Source organism: Maribacter sp. Hel_I_7, from assembly GCF_000688315.1.
Lineage (GTDB): Bacteria > Bacteroidota > Bacteroidia > Flavobacteriales > Flavobacteriaceae > Maribacter > Maribacter stanieri.
The window spans coordinates 1,600,253-1,621,560 of sequence record NZ_JHZW01000002.1 but is presented as its reverse complement, the minus strand read 5'-3'; the positions used below and the strand labels follow the sequence as shown (position 1 = coordinate 1,621,560).

General features: G+C 33.8%; 20 protein-coding genes. 3 read left to right on the top strand and 17 right to left on the bottom strand.

Going from position 1 to position 21,308, the window contains the following annotated elements; all coding sequences use genetic code 11:
• Positions 1-3 precede the first annotated feature (3 nt).
• Both P178_RS0108605 and P178_RS0108600 read right to left on the bottom strand, forming a co-directional pair.
• The gene (locus P178_RS0108605; protein ID WP_027065844.1) at positions 4-669 is read right to left on the bottom strand and encodes a hydrolase; all 666 of its coding nucleotides are present in this window, start codon (positions 667-669) and stop codon (positions 4-6) included.
• Positions 670-773: 104 nt separating this feature from the next.
• A complete protein-coding gene (locus P178_RS0108600) occupies positions 774-2,936 on the bottom strand; it encodes a TonB-dependent receptor (RefSeq protein ID WP_027065843.1) in 2,163 nt (720 codons plus the stop codon).
• Positions 2,937-3,305: 369 nt separating this feature from the next.
• Here P178_RS0108600 and P178_RS0108595 point away from each other — a divergent pair, with 369 nt between their 5' ends.
• On the top strand, positions 3,306-5,765 hold the full coding sequence (locus P178_RS0108595; protein WP_027065842.1) for an ATP-binding protein: 2,460 nt from the start codon (positions 3,306-3,308) through the stop codon (positions 5,763-5,765).
• Here P178_RS0108595 and P178_RS0108590 read toward each other — a convergent pair.
• The 9 genes from P178_RS0108590 to P178_RS0108550 form a co-directional block, all read right to left on the bottom strand.
• Positions 5,740-7,098, bottom strand: a complete 1,359-nt coding sequence (locus P178_RS0108590) for a sigma-54-dependent transcriptional regulator (protein ID WP_027065841.1) — start codon at positions 7,096-7,098, stop codon at positions 5,740-5,742. The genes P178_RS0108595 and P178_RS0108590 overlap by 26 nt on opposite strands.
• 177 nt (positions 7,099-7,275) lie before the next feature.
• Positions 7,276-7,593 (bottom strand): hypothetical protein, encoded by a 318-nt coding sequence (locus P178_RS0108585; RefSeq protein WP_027065840.1) that lies wholly within the window; start codon positions 7,591-7,593, stop codon positions 7,276-7,278.
• 614 nt (positions 7,594-8,207) lie between these two features.
• On the bottom strand, positions 8,208-8,513 hold the full coding sequence (locus tag P178_RS21675; RefSeq protein ID WP_027065839.1) for a hypothetical protein: 306 nt from the start codon (positions 8,511-8,513) through the stop codon (positions 8,208-8,210).
• A 153-nt stretch (positions 8,514-8,666) separates the two neighbouring features.
• Positions 8,667-8,969, bottom strand: coding sequence for a hypothetical protein (locus P178_RS0108575; RefSeq protein ID WP_027065838.1), 303 nt, complete (start codon positions 8,967-8,969; stop codon positions 8,667-8,669).
• A 208-nt stretch (positions 8,970-9,177) separates the two neighbouring features.
• Positions 9,178-10,716 carry a DUF4301 family protein gene (locus P178_RS0108570; protein WP_027065837.1) on the bottom strand — a complete coding sequence of 513 codons (1,539 nt, stop codon included), beginning with the start codon at positions 10,714-10,716 and terminating at the stop codon, positions 9,178-9,180.
• Positions 10,709-11,275 carry an AAA family ATPase gene (locus P178_RS0108565; protein WP_027065836.1) on the bottom strand — a complete coding sequence of 189 codons (567 nt, stop codon included), beginning with the start codon at positions 11,273-11,275 and terminating at the stop codon, positions 10,709-10,711. Before P178_RS0108565 ends, P178_RS0108570 begins: the two co-directional genes overlap by 8 nt.
• A complete protein-coding gene (pnuC, locus tag P178_RS0108560; RefSeq protein ID WP_027065835.1) occupies positions 11,236-11,868 on the bottom strand; it encodes a nicotinamide riboside transporter PnuC in 633 nt (210 codons plus the stop codon). Before pnuC ends, P178_RS0108565 begins: the two co-directional genes overlap by 40 nt.
• Positions 11,852-12,112, bottom strand: coding sequence for a thiamine-binding protein (locus P178_RS0108555; protein ID WP_027065834.1), 261 nt, complete (start codon positions 12,110-12,112; stop codon positions 11,852-11,854). The genes pnuC and P178_RS0108555 overlap by 17 nt, the downstream gene beginning before the upstream one ends.
• Before the next feature lie 27 nt (positions 12,113-12,139).
• Positions 12,140-12,778, bottom strand: coding sequence for a 4'-phosphopantetheinyl transferase family protein (locus tag P178_RS0108550; RefSeq protein WP_027065833.1), 639 nt, complete (start codon positions 12,776-12,778; stop codon positions 12,140-12,142).
• An 82-nt stretch (positions 12,779-12,860) separates the two neighbouring features.
• On the opposite strand from P178_RS0108550, the gene ahcY reads away from it, so the two are divergent.
• A complete protein-coding gene (ahcY, locus tag P178_RS0108545; protein WP_027065832.1) occupies positions 12,861-14,177 on the top strand; it encodes an adenosylhomocysteinase in 1,317 nt (438 codons plus the stop codon).
• A 72-nt stretch (positions 14,178-14,249) separates the two neighbouring features.
• Here the strand turns inward: ahcY and P178_RS0108540 are convergent, their stop codons facing one another.
• The gene (locus P178_RS0108540; protein ID WP_027065831.1) at positions 14,250-14,834 is read right to left on the bottom strand and encodes a DUF3332 domain-containing protein; all 585 of its coding nucleotides are present in this window, start codon (positions 14,832-14,834) and stop codon (positions 14,250-14,252) included.
• A gap of 223 nt (positions 14,835-15,057) precedes the next feature.
• On the opposite strand from P178_RS0108540, the gene P178_RS0108530 reads away from it, so the two are divergent.
• Positions 15,058-15,579, top strand: a complete 522-nt coding sequence (locus P178_RS0108530; RefSeq protein WP_027065830.1) for a 5' nucleotidase, NT5C type — start codon at positions 15,058-15,060, stop codon at positions 15,577-15,579.
• Here P178_RS0108530 and P178_RS0108525 read toward each other — a convergent pair.
• The 5 genes from P178_RS0108525 to P178_RS0108505 all read right to left on the bottom strand — a co-directional run bounded on the left by P178_RS0108525 (position 15,571) and on the right by P178_RS0108505 (position 21,197).
• Positions 15,571-16,584, bottom strand: a complete 1,014-nt coding sequence (locus P178_RS0108525) for a phytase (RefSeq protein ID WP_027065829.1) — start codon at positions 16,582-16,584, stop codon at positions 15,571-15,573. The two genes, P178_RS0108530 and P178_RS0108525, sit on opposite strands and share 9 nt — an antisense overlap.
• 26 nt (positions 16,585-16,610) lie before the next feature.
• Positions 16,611-19,493 (bottom strand): TonB-dependent receptor, encoded by a 2,883-nt coding sequence (locus P178_RS0108520; RefSeq protein WP_027065828.1) that lies wholly within the window; start codon positions 19,491-19,493, stop codon positions 16,611-16,613.
• 184 nt (positions 19,494-19,677) lie between these two features.
• Complete coding sequence (gene rpmA, locus P178_RS0108515) at positions 19,678-19,938, bottom strand: 50S ribosomal protein L27 (RefSeq protein ID WP_027065827.1); 261 nt, start codon at positions 19,936-19,938, stop codon at positions 19,678-19,680.
• 40 nt (positions 19,939-19,978) lie between these two features.
• Entirely contained in the window at positions 19,979-20,644 is a 666-nt protein-coding gene (gene rplU / locus P178_RS0108510; protein WP_027065826.1) for a 50S ribosomal protein L21, read from the bottom strand.
• 97 nt (positions 20,645-20,741) lie between these two features.
• A complete protein-coding gene (locus P178_RS0108505; RefSeq protein WP_027065825.1) occupies positions 20,742-21,197 on the bottom strand; it encodes a DUF4199 domain-containing protein in 456 nt (151 codons plus the stop codon).
• Positions 21,198-21,308 lie beyond the last annotated feature (111 nt).

The following is a 21,308-nucleotide window of genomic DNA, read 5'->3' as shown; positions in this document are numbered from 1 at the left end:
CAACTATTCTTCTAAACGATACTTATCCATTATTTCTTTAAATAATTCTCCCGTACTTGGTGGAGTGTAAGAAATGGCATTCGCACCTGCCTCAATGGCATCAAGAATAGTTTCTTCTGTTTTTCCGCCAGTTGCAATAATGGCAACATTGGCATCTAAATCTCTTATTTTCTTAATAATATCGGATGTTTTACCAGCACCTGAAACATTAAAAATATCAACACCTGCAGCTAATCTGCCTTTTATATCATCTTTTTCAGATACTACGGTAATAGTTACGGGTATATCAATTTTTTCTTTGAGTAATGTAATAAGACTATTAGGCGTAGGTTTATTTAAAACCACTCCCAATGCGCCTTGAAACTCGGCATGTATTGCCAATTCCAATGACCGTACCCCTGTAGTTAGTCCGCCACCTACTCCACAAAAAATAGGTTTGTCTGCAGCCAAAATAAGTGCATTTGAAATTACCGGTTGTGGTGTAAATGGATACACCGCAATAATAGCATTGGCATTCGTGTTTCTGATAATTGCCACATCTGTACTAAACAAAAACGACTTAATTGATTGACCAAAAACACGAATACCAGAGCATTGTGAAATTACTTCTGGAACAGTAACAATGTTGTTCCTTAACCTACTACCAAACACCGGAATATTACGCTCCATAACCCTGAAAATTAAGGGTCTAAATTAGAATATTCTTTACTACGTTAATGGAATTAGATAAATATTTAAGAGAAATTTACAATGCTATTCTACTATTATGATTTTTAAAAATTTACTGTTGCCCCTAATAAGAAATTAGTGCCTGCTTGTGGATAATATCCTTGAACTTCAAACGTATTTCCTGGTGTAGACCAACTGTCTAAATAAGTATAACCGTTAGATACATATTTCTCGTTAAGGATGTTATTTACCAACCCAGAGAATACAACTGACTTAACTACACTGTTCATTTTAATTTCATAAGTAATATTGAAATCATTAGTAAAATAAGAATCTAATTTAGATTCTTCTGTATCTGTATTACTTAAATACTGTTCACCAACAAACTTGGAATATAAAGAAAGACTTAATGCATCACATGGCATATAACTAAGCACATTACCCGCTACCAAGCCTGGTGAATACGCAATATTAGTATCTCCTAAACCTTGCAAAAGACCATCTCTGTCTATAAAGAAGTCTTTATTCTTATTATCACTAATAGATACATTTGGGCTAAGGTTAAACTTATCCCCCAATCTTATTTTTGCATCTATTTCAAGACCAAATCTATAGCTATCTCCAACATTTTCTCTTAATGAGGCTCCAACATCATTAAGTTCTCCTGTTAAAACAAGCTGGTCTTTATAACCCATATAGTATAGATTGGTATTCACTTGCACATCAGCAGATACATAACGCCATCCTAACTCATAATCATTTAATTTTTCTGGCTTTGGATTACCGCCTTCATAGTCATTCCTATTTGGCTCTCTATTGGCAACTGCATACGACAAATAGAAATTGTTGTTCGCATTTAAATCGAACGTAATACCGGCTTTAGGGTTGAAAAAATTAAACGTATCATCTACAAGCCCGGTATCTTCACCATTTGCCTGATAACCCACTGTTCTATACTGGATATCCCCGTATAGTGACCATTGATCATTTAACTGGTAATTTGCCTTTGTATATAAATTGAAATCCGTTTTCGTAGAGCTATCATCATAATAGCGATCTTGATAGCTACTGTTACTTGCATATTTAGCCCAAATAACTTCCCCAAAATGGTCTCCTTCATACTTATTGAAACCACCACCAACTATTAAATCTAGCTTGTCTTTCCTATAGTTTGCAGAAAATACGGTACCGTAAAAATCATTATCTAACCAACGTCTTCTAATTACATCAGTAGTATTTACATCTACCCCATTAACGTTTATAAGGTCAAAACCGTAGGTAGAGAAATCATCATCTTCTTTGTATTGCTCAAAGTACCCTCTACCTCTAGTATAATGTATCGCGATATTGGTACTCCAGAAATCTGAAATTTTCTCGTTCCATAATAACTGTGCATGGTCTTGCTTGTAATTATCTACTTCATTATTATAAAATTGTGTATTTCCCTCTGAATCTGTATAAATACCAGCAGAATTAAAAGTTCTGTCATCTTGTAAAGTTTGAGCATCAATACCATTCCAAGCTTGATAAGTAACCTCATGACCCCCAAATATTAATGCTTTGATCAATGTATTATCATCTTTGTATGCTCCTTGTAAAAAATAAGAATCTAGATCCGATCGTGCTCTATCAATATAACCATCAGAATTTATTTTTGATAGCCTACCTGAAATTTCAATATGGTCGTTTAAAAGACCCGTACTGAATTTTAAGTTATTTCTCAAGGTACCATAACTACCAATAGAAGTTGAAATTTGACCATAGGCATCTTGAGAGAACCCATCTGTTAAGAGGTTAAGACTTGCACCGAATGCGCCGGCACCGTTTGTAGATGTACCTACACCTCTCTGCAATTGCAAACTCTCTGTAGAAGATGCAAAATCTGGCATATTCACCCAAAATGTTCCTTGAGATTCCCCATCGTTATAAGGTATACCATTTATGGTAACATTAATACGGGTGGCATCGCTACCTCTAACTCTAATACTGGTATAACCAACACCTGCACCAGCATCTGTTGTGGTTACAACCGATGGTAAAAAATTCATTAAAACAGGAATGTCTTGACCCAAATTTCTTGGCTTAATATCCTCTTTTGTAAGATTTGAAAATGTAACTGGAGATTCATTGGTTACTCTAATTGCAGAGACGAACACTTCGTCTAATACTACTTTTTGACCCTCTAAAGAATCGGTTTCCTGTTCTTGGGCACAGACACCCATACTCAGCGCAAAAAACGCCAAAATTGTGAAAATAGATAGTTTCATTCGTAAAATTATTACGAATAAAAGGGGCTATTATTCTAAGTTAAAATTGATTTTTGAGCAACTAAGCTCGGTTTCCAAAAGATTTCATATGAATAAAAAAAACCATACTACATCTTACTCCAAAAATCTAAAATAAATTTTTGAATTGTCCCTTGGCAGCATTACCCGCCCAGGTTCTTTGGGTATAATCTCAGCTTTATTCTAAATATGTCTAGAATTCGGCACCCCTTTGAGATGCCGCAAATGTAATACACATAATTCATCTCTCATAAAGAAAACTAAAAAAATAACTACTTGTTTATTTAACAACATTTTAAAACTGTTACCCAAGGTTTTATCGTACTTATACTAAGTGTATTACTACTTTATATGGATTCTAAAAAGAATAAATTCACCCTTAAGATTACCGTTAGTTATTTACTATTAATCATATTAGGTGTAATAGCATCATACTATATTTACACCGAAGTTAAAGATTATATCGCTACCGAAAACACTAACGAAAATGACAGTAAACTTCTAAAAACCAATTCTTTTCTAGCCCAACTTTACGAAGCTGAAAGCCTTTCTAAACTTGCTTTACAGACCAAAAGCAAGACTAATTTTGCGGCATATGAAAATAAGATAGATTCACTTTACATTAATATAGATGAATTAAAAACGCTTACAGATAGTGATTACCAACACGGACTTTTAGATAGTCTTAGCGCTCTATTGAACAAAAAAGTTACCAACATTAATGCTTTACGTTCCCTAAGACTTAAAGATCAAACTGGTACTGCCATAAATTCTGCACTAAAGGAATTTGATAAGCTTGAGGAATCTTTAGGCATTATTAAACCGGAAGGATTGGCACCAAATTTAGAAGAACTATCACCAAAGGCTCAAAGTGCCATTAAAAAAGTAGCGGATTATTTAAATGCAAACGTGCCGGACGAGAACAATCCACAACAAAAGGCACAGACGATGGATAGTGTAGTTCAGGTTTCTAAAAATCTTCTGAAGGATGTACAACAGGAAAACACCTTAAATGAAAATTCGTTAGCCGTACGAGAAACTAATATTAACAGAACAGATATTGAATTATCTCAACAACTACGCTCCATACTTTCTTCTTTTGAGCAAGAGATTATAATGAACAGCATCTCTAGTTCCATAAAAAAAGAGACTTTCTTAAAAAGAAGTATTCGGCTAGCCGTAATTGCTGCAATACTTGGTTTTCTGGTAGTCGCTGTTTTCACATTTATTCTTAATCGAGATTTTTGGAAAGCGAACTTATACAGAGAAAAACTAGAAAAGGAAAAAGCATACTCAGAATCTCTATTAAAAAGTAGGGAACAATTAATTGCTACAGTTAGTCATGATTTGCGAACACCGCTAAATACGATAAGTGGATATGCTACAATAATTGAAGAGTCAAAAAATACCGTAGATAATAAAGAACACATAACCCATATTAAATCTGCCACAACGTATGTAAATAATTTGGTAAACGATTTACTTGATTTTTCTCAGTTAGAAGCTGGTAAAATGATTGCCAAGAATTCTACTTTTAGGTTAGATAGATTGATACAGGAAACTTCTAAAAACATAGCTTCTCAATACAAAAACAAAGAAATTGAGCTTATTCTAAACTTAGGCGAGTCTTTAGAAAACCCAATTATATCCGATGCTTTTCGGTTACGTCAGATAATTTCAAATCTATTGGGGAACGCCTATAAATTCACCCAAAAAGGGAGTATTTCACTTTCGGGTAGTGTGGTCGATACAAATAAATCTAAAAAACTTATCCTACAGATAACTGATACAGGTATTGGTATTTCTAAGGAAAAACAAGAGCTTATTTTTAAGGAATTCACTCAAGCAGAAAGTGATACCGATAAAAAATATGGTGGATACGGATTAGGACTTACCATAACTAAAAAACTTACTGAATTACTAGGAGGCGCGGTAACATTGAAAAGCGAAATTAACGTAGGTAGCACTTTTACTCTTGAAATACCTGTAGCATTTGGCGAAAAAATCAATGAAAGCCAGCATGAGCATACAGCGTTAGAATCATTAAAAATATTAGTTTTTGACGATGATACCGCTTTTTTAAAATTGATTGGCGAAATGTTGAAATCTGCAGGAATTGAAGCACACCTCTTTTCAGATTTCAATAACTACCAAACTAATGCTAATTTTGATTTTGATGCTGTATTGACCGATATAGAGATGCCTATCGTAACCGGTTACGAGGTAGTTGATAAACTAAAATCTGGCTCTTACCCAAGTTTTAAAGACCAACCTATTATTGCCATGACTGGCAGGAGAGGTCTATCACCTGAGCATTTTATAGAAAAAGGATTTAACAAACTCATTCGTAAGCCATTCTCAAAAACAGAACTACTTCAAAAACTAAACGAAGTATTTAATAATTCTGAGGAAGAGATAATAGTAGAGTCCATTAAACCCCACAATAAATCTACAGAACTTTACAGTTTAAAGACCTTAAAAATGTTTTTGGGCGATGATAAAAATGCCTTAGACGAAGTATTGCTAATTTTCATAAAAGACACTGAAGAAAATTCAAATCAACTAGATAAAGCCGTTAAAAACATTGATGTAACGCAAATAAATAAGACTGCCCATAAAATGCTACCTATGTTTCGGCAACTAGAAATTAATACTGTTATTCCTATTTTAGAAATATTTGAAGTTTTAAAAATTGATGAGAATACATTTGAAAAATTGATGATCAAAAATGATAAACTACAAAAAGAGATTAATGTATTACTAGAAGCGCTTTCAGCAGAAATAGTTATAAATCCAAATCGTAATAGTTGATTCTGTTATAGAGTGTTTTTCTAGTTACTTGTAATAGCTTAGCCGCTTTAGACTTATTGTAATTGGTACGTTTTAAAGCATTTATAATCTGCTCTTTCTCAAAATCTGCTTTTGAAAGACTTCCTATTTCCACAGATTCTAAAACTGGATTCATTAACTCTGACGGCAATGCTTTTGCCTCAATTTTACTGGTTGTAGTTAATAGTACTGCACGCTGAATTACATTCTGTAATTCCCTAATATTTCCTGGCCAATGATATGCATTGAAAATGTCCCAAACCTCATCTGAAAAATCGGTTATTTGTTTATTTAACTTCTTATTGAACTTTTCTAAAAAGTGTGATGCCAATATAGGTAAATCTCCATGTCTGTTTTTTAATGCGGGTATTTGTAATGAAAATTCATTTAACCGGTGATACAGATCTTCCCGAAAAGTACCCTTCTCTACCGCTGCTTTTAAATCCTCATTGGTAGCAGATAAAATTCTAACATCTACATCTATTTCAGTATTACTTCCTATTTTTTTAATCTTTCTTTCTTGCAATGCACGTAATAGCTGTATTTGATTCTCGTATGATAGATTACCGACTTCATCTAAAAATAAAGTTCCTTCGTTTGCCGCCTCAAAACTTCCAATTTTATCGGCTATAGCTCCCGTAAAACTTCCTTTTATATGACCAAAAAACTCACTAGCGGCTAATTCTTTGGGTATTGCCCCACAGTCTAACGCTATAAATGGTTTTGCTTTTCTAGAACTTTTATGGTGAATATTCTTTGCAGTCACCTCCTTACCCGTTCCACTTTCCCCAATTATGAGAACAGACATATCTGTAGGCGCAACTAAAACAATATGCTCTTCTAAAACCTGGGTCGCTTCACTTGTTAACACTAACTCATTTGAAGTAGTTATTTCTCCTTCCTCAACATCCTTTATACTATCATTTGTATTTGATGAAATAACAGGTTCTTTGGCACTTGTTGGTTTAGCATTCAAAGCGCCATCAATAACTAATAACATTTGGTCTGGCGTAAAGGGTTTAGATATATAATCATAAGCACCCATCTTCATTGCTTTTACAGCTGTAGCCACCTCTGCGTAACCGGTCATAACAATTACCGGAATACTACCTTTAAGTTCAGAAACTAATTTTATACCGTCATAATCAGGTAAGCGCAAATCTGTAATTACCAATTGAAAATCTTGTTCCTTTATCTGCTTTTCGCCATCTAACCCAGTAAGACTTAATACTACATCAAAATTATTTCTTGCCAAAAACCTTTGAAGCATTTGTGCAAAAGAAGTATCATCCTCAATTATTAAAATTTTGGGCATAGTGGTTTGGGTGTTCTAAGTATCTACGTAAAAATACCATATGCCGACTATTAGTATTTTAAAATTATCATAAAGCTTTTAAGAGTTGAATTAAAAAACTGCATAAAAAAAGGAAAGAATAGCATTTAGCTATCCTTTCCTGACCAAACCAACTTGAACAAACAAGTTTCTCTATAATTACATATCTATCCAATTACCATCTTCATCTGCATACACTGTACCTTGTGTGCCATCTTCAAGCGATAGTATTAGCTTAAATTGCTTCTTTTCATTTGTATATGCCTTATCTAAATTTGCCGTTGGAAAATTTGTAGATATTGCATTTGTTACTGCTTGTGGAACTTCAGAAACCGATATTTCTTTAAAATCATCGGCTACTACCGATATTTCATTTACTTGGTTATGAAGTATTCCGTTTTCTGAAAGTAGTGCATCTTGTGCATTCACTGCAAAACCTCCTATTGTCATTGCTCCTAATAAAAATAAAGTTTTCATCTTTCTAATATTTTAGTTAATAATTCATTCCAATACTATTAACATAGAAAAAAGAGTGCCACAAGACACAAACTCACTAAAACACTTGACAATCAGCATTTTAAAATTACAACACTTAAAATACTATTGGGTAAATCTGTACCCACAATTTATTAGTGTATAATTTTTACTCAATAAAATCATCACCAAAAAAGTGATTATAGAACATTACTCAAAAAAAAGGAGCTGCAAATGCAGCCCCCCTCAAACCACCTATCAAACTCTTGTCTTAAAATTTTTTAAATCAACACCTCAATCAATTCAACAACAACTAAAATTGGCAATGCTAATCCGGGGGATTATTTCAAATACAATTATTTGGTGGCACCTTCATAGTTAACGGTTAGTGTTTACGCGAAAGTGATTTTATTTCTATTTATCTCTCTAAACATAATTTTGAAATGATACTTAATGTTAATATCAAAACTGTGCATATAATTGAAATAAATACTATAGTGACCATTTTTTCATAACTTGCTTCACTTATTTAGACACAACATTTTCTGGTAGGTCACATTTTAAATAAAAAAAAAACTGCATTTGGCAGTTTTTTTTATCCCCATCTGTAAAATGGGCTATTTTTTATTGAACCAATTACCGTACTGATCAATGTAAACAGTTTTTCTTGTTCCACTTTTAAGCACCATAATTAATTTAAATTCTCCTTTATCATTTTTAAAAGCTCCTCCCAATTTTGATGTTGGATACTGCTTTAATATTTCTTCAATAACTGGTGGCGTTAATTCACTAGATTTTATTTTTACAAACTCGTCTACTTTATTTATAACCACTCCTGTTTTTACCGTTTCTGATGCTGTCATTGCCGTAGCGTTAAACATCATTCCAAAAGTCAACAATACAAGTAATGCGTAATTTTTCATGCGTAATTTTTTAATAATTAATAACTCTCATTCCTTAAATACTTACGGAGGAATCTTACATATGGATTATTAGTTAACGAATTTTTAAAATTTTAAATGCAAAAAAGCTGCCTAGGCAGCTTTTGACAATCAACTAACTCAAACTTATAATATCTACATTTCTAACCAGTTACCTTCTGCATCTGCATAGAGAACTGTTGATGCTCCATCTTGTGAAGTAATTTCTAATTTATAATTATTTTCATCGTCAATATATGCTTTGTTCAACATTGCACCTTCATAATCTGTTGCTAATGCATTTACAATTGGTGTTGGTAAATCTGAAGCAGCTACTTCTGTATAATCTTGTAAAAAGATATCTTCCATTATACCATCATGAAATATTATTGGGGTAGCAGCGGTTCCTATTGTTAAACTACCTATCGCTAAAGCTGTTGCAAAAACTAATTTTCTCATCTTTCTAATTTTTAAATTAAACATTCTTGAAATGTATATTAGAAAAATTGTGCCAATAGAAGTAGTAAAGGCTGAAATATATTTAAATATCTGATTTTCAATATTTTGAGATATATTTTAAAATTATCAGTCTTGGGTAAAACTGTGTGTAAATAAAAAAAGTGTGTAGCAACTACACACTTTTTTATACGATACTATATCTTAATATCTAAGCCTGATGCGAATCTTTTAAAAGATCTACCACGCTTTTTACTGGATTAAAGGTTACCAAAGGTACTTCCACAAAAATTGTATTCCAGAATGCCATAGCTCCATTCCATAATCCTGGAAGCTCAAGTGCTTTTAATTCTTTACCATCTTTAGTTTTACCAGTTATAAATCCTTGTTTTTCATCAACGAACTTAAGTAGGTCATACTTTTCACCTTTATAATTACGAACAGCACAAACCAAATCTACTGGATTAAAATGGGTAGAATTCTTAAGAAGGTTGGCTTGCTGAGAATTACTCATATCTATTTGCGCAGATTCTATAATCTGTAGAGAAACTTCTCCTTTACCATTGGTTACCCAAAAAGGACCTCCACCAGGTTCTCCTTCATTTTTCACCATCCCACAAATACGAATAGGTCTATTGACCTTATCCTTAAGTATATTAATTTTTTCTGTATTTGATTTTGAGCCAAAATCATTTGAGAAGCGAACATTTAAATTTGCACTCAAAAAGTTTTTAATTTCTTCAATTTTCTCATCAGACACATCACCTGTATCCAATAATGCGGCATAATCAAATGCCTTACTTTGTTCTCTAAGAAGTACACCTGCCAACACCTTTTTACTATCAGCAACAGCTTTGGCATCTTTCATTACGGCAACATTATCAATATTCTTAATAAAAATAATATCGGCATCTTGTTCATTTAAATTCTGAATAAGCGCACCATGACCTCCTGGTCTAAATAAAACAGAGCCATCTTCATTTCTAAATGGATTATTATCCATATCTACCGCCAATGTATCTGTAGACGATTTTTGAAACGAATAATCTACATCATATGCTATACCTGTATCTGCAGATACTTTTGGTCCAGACTCCTTAAACTCTTTACCAAACATCTCTTCATGTTGTTCAGAGATTGTAAAATGAAGTTTTGCCTTTCCATTAGAGCCTGCATATAATGCTCCTTCTTTTAAATGCTCTTCAAATGGTGTAGCTGCAGAAGACCCATAATTATGAAATGGCAATAATCCTTTCGGGTAAAAACCGTAATTAAGTGCATCTTCCCCTAATAATTCAGAAATGAACTTATATACTTTTTCACCTTGAGAATCTGATTTCAATTCTATTCTATCCATTACCTTTTGGTAAAATGGAAAACGTTCTAAACCTTCAGAAAACTTCTTAATGTCTTTATCGTTTGTTCTATTTAAATAAGCATCTAAAGTTTCTTCTACAGGATTATATGCTGATAAAAAACTAAACAAAGCTTTGAACATTCTAGAAGCTGCACCAGAGGCAGGAACAAATTTTAAAATATCAAGCTCTTTTAATTTTGAATCATAAAATGCTATAAGTTCTTTTTCTTCAATTTCAGAAAACTTAAGAATTCCATTACCAATTACGGCCGCATTCTCTAATTTTACATAAGGAATACCTTCTTTAAATGTGTTGATATGACTCAACATCGTTTCTTTAGAAATTCCTTTACTCTCTAATTGCTTTAGGTCTTTATCTGTAATTTCAATCATTTATTAATAACGTATCTATATGGTTAATGGCTTTCGCTAAACGTTGTTTTTTACTTCCCTTCAAGGTAATAAAATTTTTGCCATATTTTTCTAATGTATCTTTAAAATAATTGAACATTTCTTCCCTTTCGTTAGGCTTATCCCTTAAATCATCTGCCTCCCAAGGAATATCTATGTACGTCAACAAATAAAGATCATAAGAATTCTCTAAAGCATACTTTTCTAAAACCGGGTCACAATCGCCAACATAATATGCTTCTGAATATACTTTTGTTTCCAAAAGATCGGTATCGCAAATAAGAATTTCTGTTGCTTTTTTAGTAAGCTTGTTTTCTAATCTCATTTGCCCTTCGGCAATAGGTAACAAATCATGAGGTTCACAAGTTTTACGCTCATTGTTCCATTTATCTTGCAGATAATCTCTGGCATACTCCGGTACCCAGACCGTATGATAATGCCTAGCCAATTGTTCCGATAATGTTGTCTTGCCTGTAGATTCTGGTCCAAAAAGAACCACTTTTAAGACATCTGAAGGTTCTTGTCTGTATTTTTCTTCCATGCATTATAACCGTAGACGGCCAATATTGTAAAAATGAGATATTGAAAACTAGTAAACGTAAATCCTTTATAAAAGTATAATGGAATAGATATTAAATCTCCTACAATCCAATATATCCAATTTTCTACTTTTCTTTTGGCCATTAGCCACATACCCACAAAAAATATGGCTGTTGTTATAGTATCGACATAAGCTGTCCAGCTATTCCATTTGTCAAAAACTTGATACACTGTAAACACAAAAATAATGGTAGTTAAAAAAATGTATACCGAGGTTATATGTTCTTTTTTGGTTACTCTTGTTATAGGGGTATAATGTTCTGCATCAACCTTTCTTGTCCATATATACCAACCATACAAACTCATTATAAAATAGTAGACGTTAATTAGCATATCGCCCAACAAACCCCACTTTAAAAGTAAGTAAACAAATATTGAAGTACTAATTAGCCCTGTTGGGTATACCCAAATTTTGTTTTGTTTAGAAAACCATACAGATAGCAGTCCAAAAATTACGGCAATAATTTCTAAAGCAATATCTAAAACATCGTATTCGGCATACTGCCCAAAGAAATAATCAAAAATGGGGCTCATAGTCGCTTCTATCAGATTTAACTATTTTCATGAATAAAAGACCACGATCCATAAGCTCAAATGCTATTTTAATCTCGGCATTCAACACTTTCATCACCTCATCATATGCACCATAAACTTGAGTACTTAGCGGATTCTCAAGAACCGTTAAACTACTAGCACGTAATTTTTTAATAAAATTTATTATATGTTGTTCAAAATCATCTTGCAGTGGCGAAAAGGTTAATTCTACTGATATTTCCATGATATGCTTCTTGGTATTTATTAAAATTTATTCATTATCTCTAGTGGCATAAACGCAAGTGAAATTTTCAAATTCCAGAAATCGAATTCCGTACATAGAAGATTTACCTTCAAAAATAATTTGAGCAGTCGTCTTATTATTATCAAACATAAAATCCTTCACATTTATATGGTGTAAAAAGCTTAAGCCTTTATGCCCGTAAATCTTATAAAGTGATTCTTTAGCTCCCCAGACAATGGTCAGTTTTCTAATAATAGCAGCCGTATTCGCCAAAGTTCTATATTCTTCGAACTGAGTGAATTTATTTGCGATGCGAAGTATTTTATCGCGCTGCATTTCAATATCTATTCCTACTTCTTCAGCTGTACTAATGATGATGCCCGTAAAATTATGTGAGTGGGTGATCGAAATAAAGTTTCCATCTTTTAAGTGTGGTTTCCCTTTTTCATCATATACCAAATCTGCATCTTCATACCCATACTTAGCCAACAGATGCCGAATGCTTAAAAAAGCCCTACGGTGAAGTTCAGACTTCATACCATTGAATCTATTCTGGCAATGCGTTGTAAGTTCTATTCCTTTCCAAAGATCATCTTCAGACTCTTCAACCTTCCATATAGCTAAAGAGGTTTGTTCGTTTACTGTTATAGTTTTGTAAAGCGGCATGGGATTCTTAGTGTTATTCGTACCTTTGCACGAATTAAAAATTGCTGTACACAGATTAACGAAAGTATAAAATAATAAAGATATGAGCACGAAAACTATTCCGTATGTGCCTTATAAGGTTAAGGATATATCCCTTGCTGATTGGGGAAGAAAAGAAATTGAATTAGCAGAAGCTGAAATGCCAGGTTTAATGGCACTAAGAGAAGAGTACAAAGATGAGCAACCTTTAAAAGGAGCTCGTATTGCTGGATGCCTTCACATGACCATACAAACTGCTGTTTTAATTGAAACTTTAACAGCTTTGGGTGCAGATGTTACTTGGAGCTCATGTAATATCTTTTCTACTCAAGACCAGGCTGCAGCAGCTATCGCATCAACAGGTGTACCTGTTTATGCTTGGAAAGGTATGAACGAAGAAGAATTTGATTGGTGTATCGAACAAACCTTGTTTTTTGGTGAGGACAGAAAGCCATTGAATATGATTTTAGATGATGGTGGCGATTTAACCAATATGGTATTGGACAAATATCCAGAAATGGCAGAAGGCATTAAAGGTCTTTCTGAAGAAACTACTACTGGTGTTCACCGATTATACGAGCGTGTAAAAAAAGGTACTTTACCTATGCCAGCTATTAACGTTAACGATTCTGTTACCAAATCTAAATTTGATAACAAATACGGATGTCGCGAAAGTGCCGTTGATGCTATACGTAGAGCTACAGATACTATGCTTGCCGGTAAAAAAGTTGTTGTTGCTGGTTATGGTGATGTTGGTAAAGGTACCGCAGCTTCTTTTAAAGGTGCAGGTTCTATTGTTACTGTTACTGAAATTGATCCAATTTGTGCATTACAAGCTTGCATGGACGGATTTGAAGTAAAGAAATTAGAAACGGTTATTGGTAAAGCTGATATTGTTATTACTACAACCGGAAATAAAGACATTATTAGAGCTGAACATTTTGAAGCCCTAAAGGATAAAGCTATTGTTTGTAACATTGGTCATTTTGACAATGAAATTGACATGGCGTGGTTGAACAAAAACCATGGTAGCACTAAAGATGAAATTAAACCACAGGTAGATAAATATACTATTAATGGTAAAGATTTAATCATTTTGGCTGAAGGTAGATTGGTAAACTTAGGTTGTGCTACTGGTCATCCTAGTTTTGTGATGAGTAACTCATTTACAAACCAGACACTAGCTCAAATTGAGCTTTGGAAAAATAGCGCTAACTACGAGAATGATGTTTACATGTTACCTAAACATTTAGATGAGAAAGTTGCAAAACTTCACTTATCTCGTTTAGGAGCTGAACTTACAGAGTTAAAGGATTACCAAGCCGATTATATTGGTGTAACGGTTGAAGGTCCTTTTAAGCCTGAATACTACAGATACTAAAAAATTGATTTTAGAAACTAAAAAAGTCCTGATTTTCATCAGGACTTTTTTTTGTTTTACACTTTTTTCAGATTAGTTATTTTCTGCTAACATACCATCTAAATAGTAGCAATCTGTTTGCTCTTTAATTTGAGCTAAACCTTCTTCTTTAGAGCTTAACGGATTAATTTTAACCTCTTTACCGTTTGGCATGTAAACGATATAAAAACCTTCTTCAAAAGAGGATAATTTTATAATCTCCCCATTAGGTCTTACAGCATTCCATGACTTTTCACTTGGCTTATAAACCAAATCAATTTTCTTTCCTTTTTTAGGTCCATCAACAACAGTTACCTGCATTCTGTTTTTAGTTGCCGTCATTTCAAAAGTATTACCATCTCTTTCTACCATTTGAGTCTCTGACTCCCCTTCTTCCATGGCTATTGGGTTAGAGCCGCTCCAAAATTCTATTACGTTGAAAATAACGGCATCTCCTAAAAAGAATAAACCGTAAACCGGAATTATATTCAAGCCCCAAAACACCAAGTTATTTACAAACTTACTATCAGAAACACCCTGGTTCCAGTCTTTTAAATTGTTAAATGCACTAAAAGAACCCAAGCAACTAGAGAATAATAATGTACTCGCCATTGCAACACAGATAATTGATTTTTTCATGATATAAATTGTTTAGAATTAGATTCGTAAAATACCGCTCTACACCTCTTTTACTTTCTCTTATACATAATATTGTTAACTCTATAGATGCTTTTGCCAACACACTACATTAAATGATTGTTAAGCTAGCCTCTATTTATTTCAAAATTCATAGTTTTAATTCTTCATTAGAAAGTTGGTTTTACACTATTACCTTTCTATTAATTAAATCAGAATTTTTTTTATGATACTATTTGTTGACATGGATGAGGTAATTGCAGATACCTACGGTGCCCATATTGAACTTTACAATGCAGAATTTAATGGTGAGCTCACCAAAGATTTATGTTCAGGTACAGACGTTTGGCGAATGGTTCCAGAAGCGCACCAAGACAGTGTTCGTAAACACGCTACAAGAAGAGGGTTCTTCAGAAATCTAAAACCTATTGCAGGTAGTCAAGAAATATTATCTAAACTTGCGGACAAACATGAAGTCTATATCGCATCTGCCGCCATGCAATTTCCGAACTCTTTAGAAGAAAAAAGTGAATGGCTAGATGAGCACTTTCCTTTTTTACCTTGGCAAAATAGAATTCTTTGCGGTCACAAACACATTCTAAAAGGAGATATACTTATAGACGACAGAAGTTTTAACTTAGAAAATTTCGATGGTAGAAGCCTACAATTTACATCGCCACACAATGTAAATACTGAAGGATTTGAACGTTTGAATACGTGGTTTGAGATTGGAGAAAAATTATTGTAACCCCAATCTCTTCAAGTCATAAAAGTAAAAGTTCTTTTCGTCGTTCATTGCGACGAAAAGTCCATTTTTGAATGTATCATTTAACGGCACAGTTACCGCCTCACAACCATCAGTTTCGGTGGTAGAAAGATTCACAGCATTAATATAGGCATTGGTTTCCCTATCAAAAATATTGAACTCGCCCTTCTGCTGGTTCGACACAATTAAATAACCATGTCCATCTGTGTAAGATGCAATAGCAATACCTTCTATATCTTCATCAAAATATTCACCCCCAAAACAAGAAATCTCTTCATTTCCCATACTTGGTTCTGCATGGTATTTTTTAATGCAGACACCTTCATCAGAGAAATAAACAAAACCATTTTCATCATCTACCGCAATTGCCTCAATTTCTTTAACTCCGCTAAACTTGCCGAATTTTCGAACATAATTAGAGGATACACCAAGACTATCAGCATTAAGAGCATACTGGTACAGATAACCTTCTGCAGGACCAGTTTTTCTACCTACAATAGCATATACAGTTGCATCCTTGGGTGACTTAAATAAGCTTACCCCCATAGGCAATCTATTCACTTCTAATTTCTCATCTTCAAATACCTCAAAACCACCACCGTCTAAAGGCTTCATATCAGGTACAGAAAACATTCTTATTTGCTGCTTCTCACGCTCTGTAAAAACCAAAATATCGGTTACCGTAGAATCGTTCAGCTGAAAGCCATATTCAATATCGACATTGTTTGGGCGTTGAATACCTCTAATAGTTTTATCCTGAATAATTTTTCCGTTCAAATCAAAAGCATAGATAGCACCATTAGTTTTTTTATCGGTTCCAAAAACAATACTCTCAGCAGGATTTTTAGGGTTAACCCAAATAGCAGGATCATCGGTATCGTTCAACGTAAATTCCGTGATAACATTAGGTATAATTTTTGGCAACCTACTTTGTCTGCAAGAAATCATTACAATTGTAAGCACTAGTAAATATGATAAATTTTTCATTTTTGATATTTAACGTGGGTACTGAATTATTTTTTAAACAGGTCGTATTTTAAGCCTAAGCTAAAACGTTGTCCATAAAATTCAATTTGCTGTGTACGCTCTTTAACTCCTTGAAAATAACGCAATGGCTGATTGGTAATATTATTTAAATCTGCATACACACTAAGATTTTTATTAATCTGAAAAGTAGTATTAAAATCTAAAAACATTTGAGTATCGTAGTACCTATCTTCAAAATCGTTACCGCCGATTTCATCAATATAACTATCAGAAAAATTTGCCGATAATCTTGCACTGAATTTTTTATCTGCATAACCTAAAGACCCATTAAACATATTGGGTGCCGTATTTGGCAAATCTAAATCGCTACGCTCATCGCCATCTTCATTTCGTATGCCATCGGCAGAAGATGATAAGTAAGTGTAGTTCAAATAAAGACTAAAGTTTCTAGCGAAACCTGGCAGAAAATCTAACTGACGCTGAAATGCAAATTCCATCCCAAAAATTGTAGCGCTATCGCCATTTAATGGTTGAAAAACATCATAGCCTTCTGTTCCTGCACCTAAATTATCATCAGGTGCCTCATATATAAATGTATAAATGAACTCATCTATATTCTTGTAGAACAAACCTCCAGAAATTAAACCTACACTTTCAAAATAATGCTCTGCCATAAGGTCAAAATTCATAGATGTAGTTGGGTTCAAATCTGCATTACCTAAAACCAATTCTTTGTCCTCGTTAATTACTTCTGCCCTTGGAATTAAATCTTGATAATTTGGTCTTGCCAATGTATTGGTCCATGCAAACCTTAATATGGTATTTGTAGATACATCATATTTTAAATGAACACCAGGTAACACATTTGTATATGAATTTTCGCCAATTACTTCTTCTACCAGTACAGCCTCATCTATACCAGCATCTTCATCTTCCTCTATATAAATAACTCTATTACCCTTAGATTCCAGCTTCGTATTCTCTAATCTCACCCCCACCAAAACACTAAATTTTTCAGATAGTTTCTGATTTAGCATAACATAACCAGCAAACACATCTTCATTTACGTTAAAGTTGCTTGGCGCAAACTCATCTACAACTAACTCGCCATCTGCAATGTTTAAATCTAAAGCACCTAGCCAAGCCTCACTCGCAAAAGAACCTATTTGATACTGACTTCCTGCCAGATAATTTGGGTCACTATAATCTTTTACGGGTACTGTTGCCAAGGTTGGAAAATCATCTTCTAAATCAAATTCATAAAAATTATTGTCCCTTAATTTGGATTTAAATCTACCTCTTGCACCAAATTTTAAGCTGCCTTCACCTTGACTAAAAATATCTGATGGAATTTCAAAATTTACAAATACGTTTAAATCTTCTTCTTCTGTATACTGATTTTCTTCAGTAATCTCACTATACTCGAAATTTTCTAAAGCAGCATCTGCAGTATTTACTACCGAATATCTTGGATACCTAGAATTTAATACATCATTATTAATACTATATTCAGATTCAAACTCTGCATAACGCTCATTTAAACGCTCTTCAGATGCTTTAGCAAAAGAAGTCATCCAATCTACTTTTAAACTGCCCCAAAGATGATTTCCTCCTAAGCTGTAATTTTGCATGCGTTGATCTTCTAAGCGGCGATTTTTATTTCTACCGCTATCAATACCACCTTTAGATTGTCTTTTGACTTCTACAGGGAATCTTGTAGGTACACCGTCGGTTATAATAAAGTCGCTTTCTTCAATATCTTCTGCATCTAAAATCTCATGCTCTAAACGAAATCTGTTTTCACGATCATCTCTCCAATTATACATTGTTTTTAAAAACACAGTATTATTTGCGTCGAATTTGTAATCTAAATTTGCTGAAAAACTACGTCTTATCCTCTGTACTAAATATTCTCGTTGCTCATATACATTTACGTAAGGATCAACATCTACCTCTTCTAAAATTGGTTCTCCATCTCCATCTTCAATTCCAGTATTATATTCGAACTCATCTGTCCACTCCGCCTCTACATTATCAGAGCCAAAATCGTTATCATTACCAGAGACTGAAATCATCCAACCAAACTTATCATTTTTACTACGGTCACCTAAAAGAACCGAGCCATTTAAAATGGGTTTATCTGTAATGAAATTAATACCCGACCCCAATGTAGCAGAAAGTCTAAAACCTTGCGGAGATGTTCTTGTTATCAAGTTTACAGAACCACCCAATGCATCTGCATCCATATCTGGTGTAACCGCTTTACTTACTTCTATAGATTGAATCATATCAGCAGGTATCAAATCCATCTGAACATTTCTGTTATCGCCTTCAGCGGAGGGTATTCTGCTACCATTTAATGTCACGGAATTTAATTGAGGTGATAAACCTCTAACAATAACATTTCTTGCCTCACCTTGATCCATTTGCATTGTTATACCAGGAATCCTTTTTACTGCATCACCTATATTGGCATCAGGAAATTTACCTATTTGATCAGTTGAAACTACATTGGTTATATTCAAATTGGTCTTTTGGGTATTTAAAGCTTTTGATTGACCACTTAACCCGTAAGCAGATACCTCAACACCTTCAAGTTCCACACTTTTCTGTTCTACAGATAACCTAATACTAACGGTTTGGTGAGCAACTATGGTAACTTCTTGTGATAAATCTGCATATCCGAGGTAAGATACTTTTATAGAATAGGTGCCTTGAGGCACATCTACTATTGTGAATTTTCCATCAAAGTTTGTAATCGAACCCTTTGACAATGAAGGTATAATGGCATTTGCCCCGGGCAAATATAATCCGTTCTCATCGGTGACGACACCCTGAATGTTACCAGATTGGGCAAGTAAAATAAAAGGTAATAATAAGAGCAAGAAGAGTAATACTGGTTTTTTCATTTTCTATGTGGTTGTTATTGGGCCACAAAGAAATTAGAAACGAGTTGAAATAGTGTTGTCTTAATTTTAAGGCTATTTTAAGATTTCTTGAATTTTAATAGATATTTACATTAAGTTAACCCATTGCTAACAAAAAAACCCTCTTCATTGCTGAAGAGGGTTTTTTAAAATAAGTTATTAAAGCTTATGCTTCAAAAGGCTCAATGGAAACAAATGATTTTCCACCAGCTTTTTTAGTAAACTTTACCATACCATCTACACGTGCGTGTAATGTATGATCTTTTCCTGCGTAAACATTCTCACCAGGATTGTGTCTTGTTCCTCTCTGTCTAACAATAATGTTACCAGCGATTGCAGCTTGACCACCAAAAATCTTAACTCCTAATCGTTTCGATTCTGATTCTCTACCGTTTTTCGAACTACCTACACCTTTCTTATGTGCCATTGTCTAAGGTTTTAAATATTATTTTACTTAATGGTTAAGCTTATTTAGCTACACCACCATCTAATTCGTCTTGCCATTTCTGTAACTCGTCCCATTTACCATCAGCAGCTAATTGTGCTTGCTTTGGCCATGTTTCTGTTACGTGATTTCCACGAACGTCAGCAATAATTTCAGAAATTTTAGCTGCGTCTGTTTTTGCTAAATCAGCAAAAGTAGAAATACCTGCATTGTTTAAAGTTTCAGCGATCTTTGGACCAATACCTTCAACTTTTTTCAAATCATCACCTTTACCTGTAGCTTTTTTAGCTTTAGGCTTAGCTGCTACCGGTGCTGCTTTAGCTTCTTCTTTTTTAGCTTTTGGTTCAGCTTTTTTAGTTTCTGCTTTTTTAGCTCCTTTTGAAATGATAGATTCGATAACAATCTCAGTTAGAGATTGACGATGTCCATTTTTCTTTCTGTAACCTTTACGTCTTTTCTTATGAAAAACGATTACTTTGTCACCTCTTAGGTGTTTAACGACTTTAGCCTCTACTGCGGCTCCGTCTATAGCCGGGGCGCCGATAGTAACGTTCGATCCATCAGCTAAAAGAAGAACATTGTCAAAAGTGACTTTCTTACCTTCTTCTGCTTGTAAACGGTGAACGTACACTTTCTGGTCTTTTGCAACTTTAAACTGCTGCCCTGCCATCTCTACAATTGCGTACATATTGTTAAATGTAATGATTAAACCTGATGGATTTTTTCCATAGGCGGGTGCAAATATAATTCTTAATCGTGAATTTACAAGTGTTTTTTTACGAATTTTATACTCCCTTTAATTTTGTAGTGTTCGAAGTCTTAAATAGTTGCATAAAAGAGAGCGTTAATACCAGACTAGTGGTAAAGCCCATAATTGCCACAACCAGAAATACTATAGCTTCAAAACTACGATAGGTACTTGCCCATTTCGTAGACAATTCTTCTAAAAATCCCGGCTGAAGCTCTGTAGAATACACTGCAAAGAATAGAGTGAAAATTAGAGTTGCCACCCCACCAGTAATTAAGCCAGCCATAAAACCACCCCCATAAGAAAAGGTACTGCCTTTTTTTAATTTGTAATATTTAATGGATTCATAAATTGCAAAGCCCGTTATAACGACGTTAAAAAGACTATAAAAAACATTTACGTGTAGCTGTAATAATGACAATATTAAAAAGTAAGTAATTAAACAGCCACTGGCAGCTACGCCAAATCTAATAGGAAGAGCATAATTATTCATCGCAGTAATTTTTTGTTTAGACTTTTAAGATAATGAATAAACAACAATTATATTGAATTAATCTGTTAAAGAATACTTATATTGAAGATTGTTCCTACAAAAAACTATTTT

Coding starts and splice junctions, on each gene's coding strand:
- P178_RS0108605 (WP_027065844.1), bottom strand. CDS start 669: ATGGAGCGTAATATTCCGGTGTTTGGTAGTAGGTTAAGGAACAACATT.
- P178_RS0108600 (WP_027065843.1), bottom strand. CDS start 2,936: ATGAAACTATCTATTTTCACAATTTTGGCGTTTTTTGCGCTGAGTATG.
- P178_RS0108595 (WP_027065842.1), top strand. CDS start 3,306: ATGGATTCTAAAAAGAATAAATTCACCCTTAAGATTACCGTTAGTTAT.
- P178_RS0108590 (WP_027065841.1), bottom strand. CDS start 7,098: ATGCCCAAAATTTTAATAATTGAGGATGATACTTCTTTTGCACAAATG.
- P178_RS0108585 (WP_027065840.1), bottom strand. CDS start 7,593: ATGAAAACTTTATTTTTATTAGGAGCAATGACAATAGGAGGTTTTGCA.
- P178_RS21675 (WP_027065839.1), bottom strand. CDS start 8,513: ATGAAAAATTACGCATTACTTGTATTGTTGACTTTTGGAATGATGTTT.
- P178_RS0108575 (WP_027065838.1), bottom strand. CDS start 8,969: ATGAGAAAATTAGTTTTTGCAACAGCTTTAGCGATAGGTAGTTTAACA.
- P178_RS0108570 (WP_027065837.1), bottom strand. CDS start 10,716: ATGATTGAAATTACAGATAAAGACCTAAAGCAATTAGAGAGTAAAGGA.
- P178_RS0108565 (WP_027065836.1), bottom strand. CDS start 11,275: ATGGAAGAAAAATACAGACAAGAACCTTCAGATGTCTTAAAAGTGGTT.
- pnuC (WP_027065835.1), bottom strand. CDS start 11,868: ATGAGCCCCATTTTTGATTATTTCTTTGGGCAGTATGCCGAATACGAT.
- P178_RS0108555 (WP_027065834.1), bottom strand. CDS start 12,112: ATGGAAATATCAGTAGAATTAACCTTTTCGCCACTGCAAGATGATTTT.
- P178_RS0108550 (WP_027065833.1), bottom strand. CDS start 12,778: ATGCCGCTTTACAAAACTATAACAGTAAACGAACAAACCTCTTTAGCT.
- ahcY (WP_027065832.1), top strand. CDS start 12,861: ATGAGCACGAAAACTATTCCGTATGTGCCTTATAAGGTTAAGGATATA.
- P178_RS0108540 (WP_027065831.1), bottom strand. CDS start 14,834: ATGAAAAAATCAATTATCTGTGTTGCAATGGCGAGTACATTATTATTC.
- P178_RS0108530 (WP_027065830.1), top strand. CDS start 15,058: ATGATACTATTTGTTGACATGGATGAGGTAATTGCAGATACCTACGGT.
- P178_RS0108525 (WP_027065829.1), bottom strand. CDS start 16,584: ATGAAAAATTTATCATATTTACTAGTGCTTACAATTGTAATGATTTCT.
- P178_RS0108520 (WP_027065828.1), bottom strand. CDS start 19,493: ATGAAAAAACCAGTATTACTCTTCTTGCTCTTATTATTACCTTTTATT.
- rpmA (WP_027065827.1), bottom strand. CDS start 19,938: ATGGCACATAAGAAAGGTGTAGGTAGTTCGAAAAACGGTAGAGAATCA.
- rplU (WP_027065826.1), bottom strand. CDS start 20,644: ATGTACGCAATTGTAGAGATGGCAGGGCAGCAGTTTAAAGTTGCAAAA.
- P178_RS0108505 (WP_027065825.1), bottom strand. CDS start 21,197: ATGAATAATTATGCTCTTCCTATTAGATTTGGCGTAGCTGCCAGTGGC.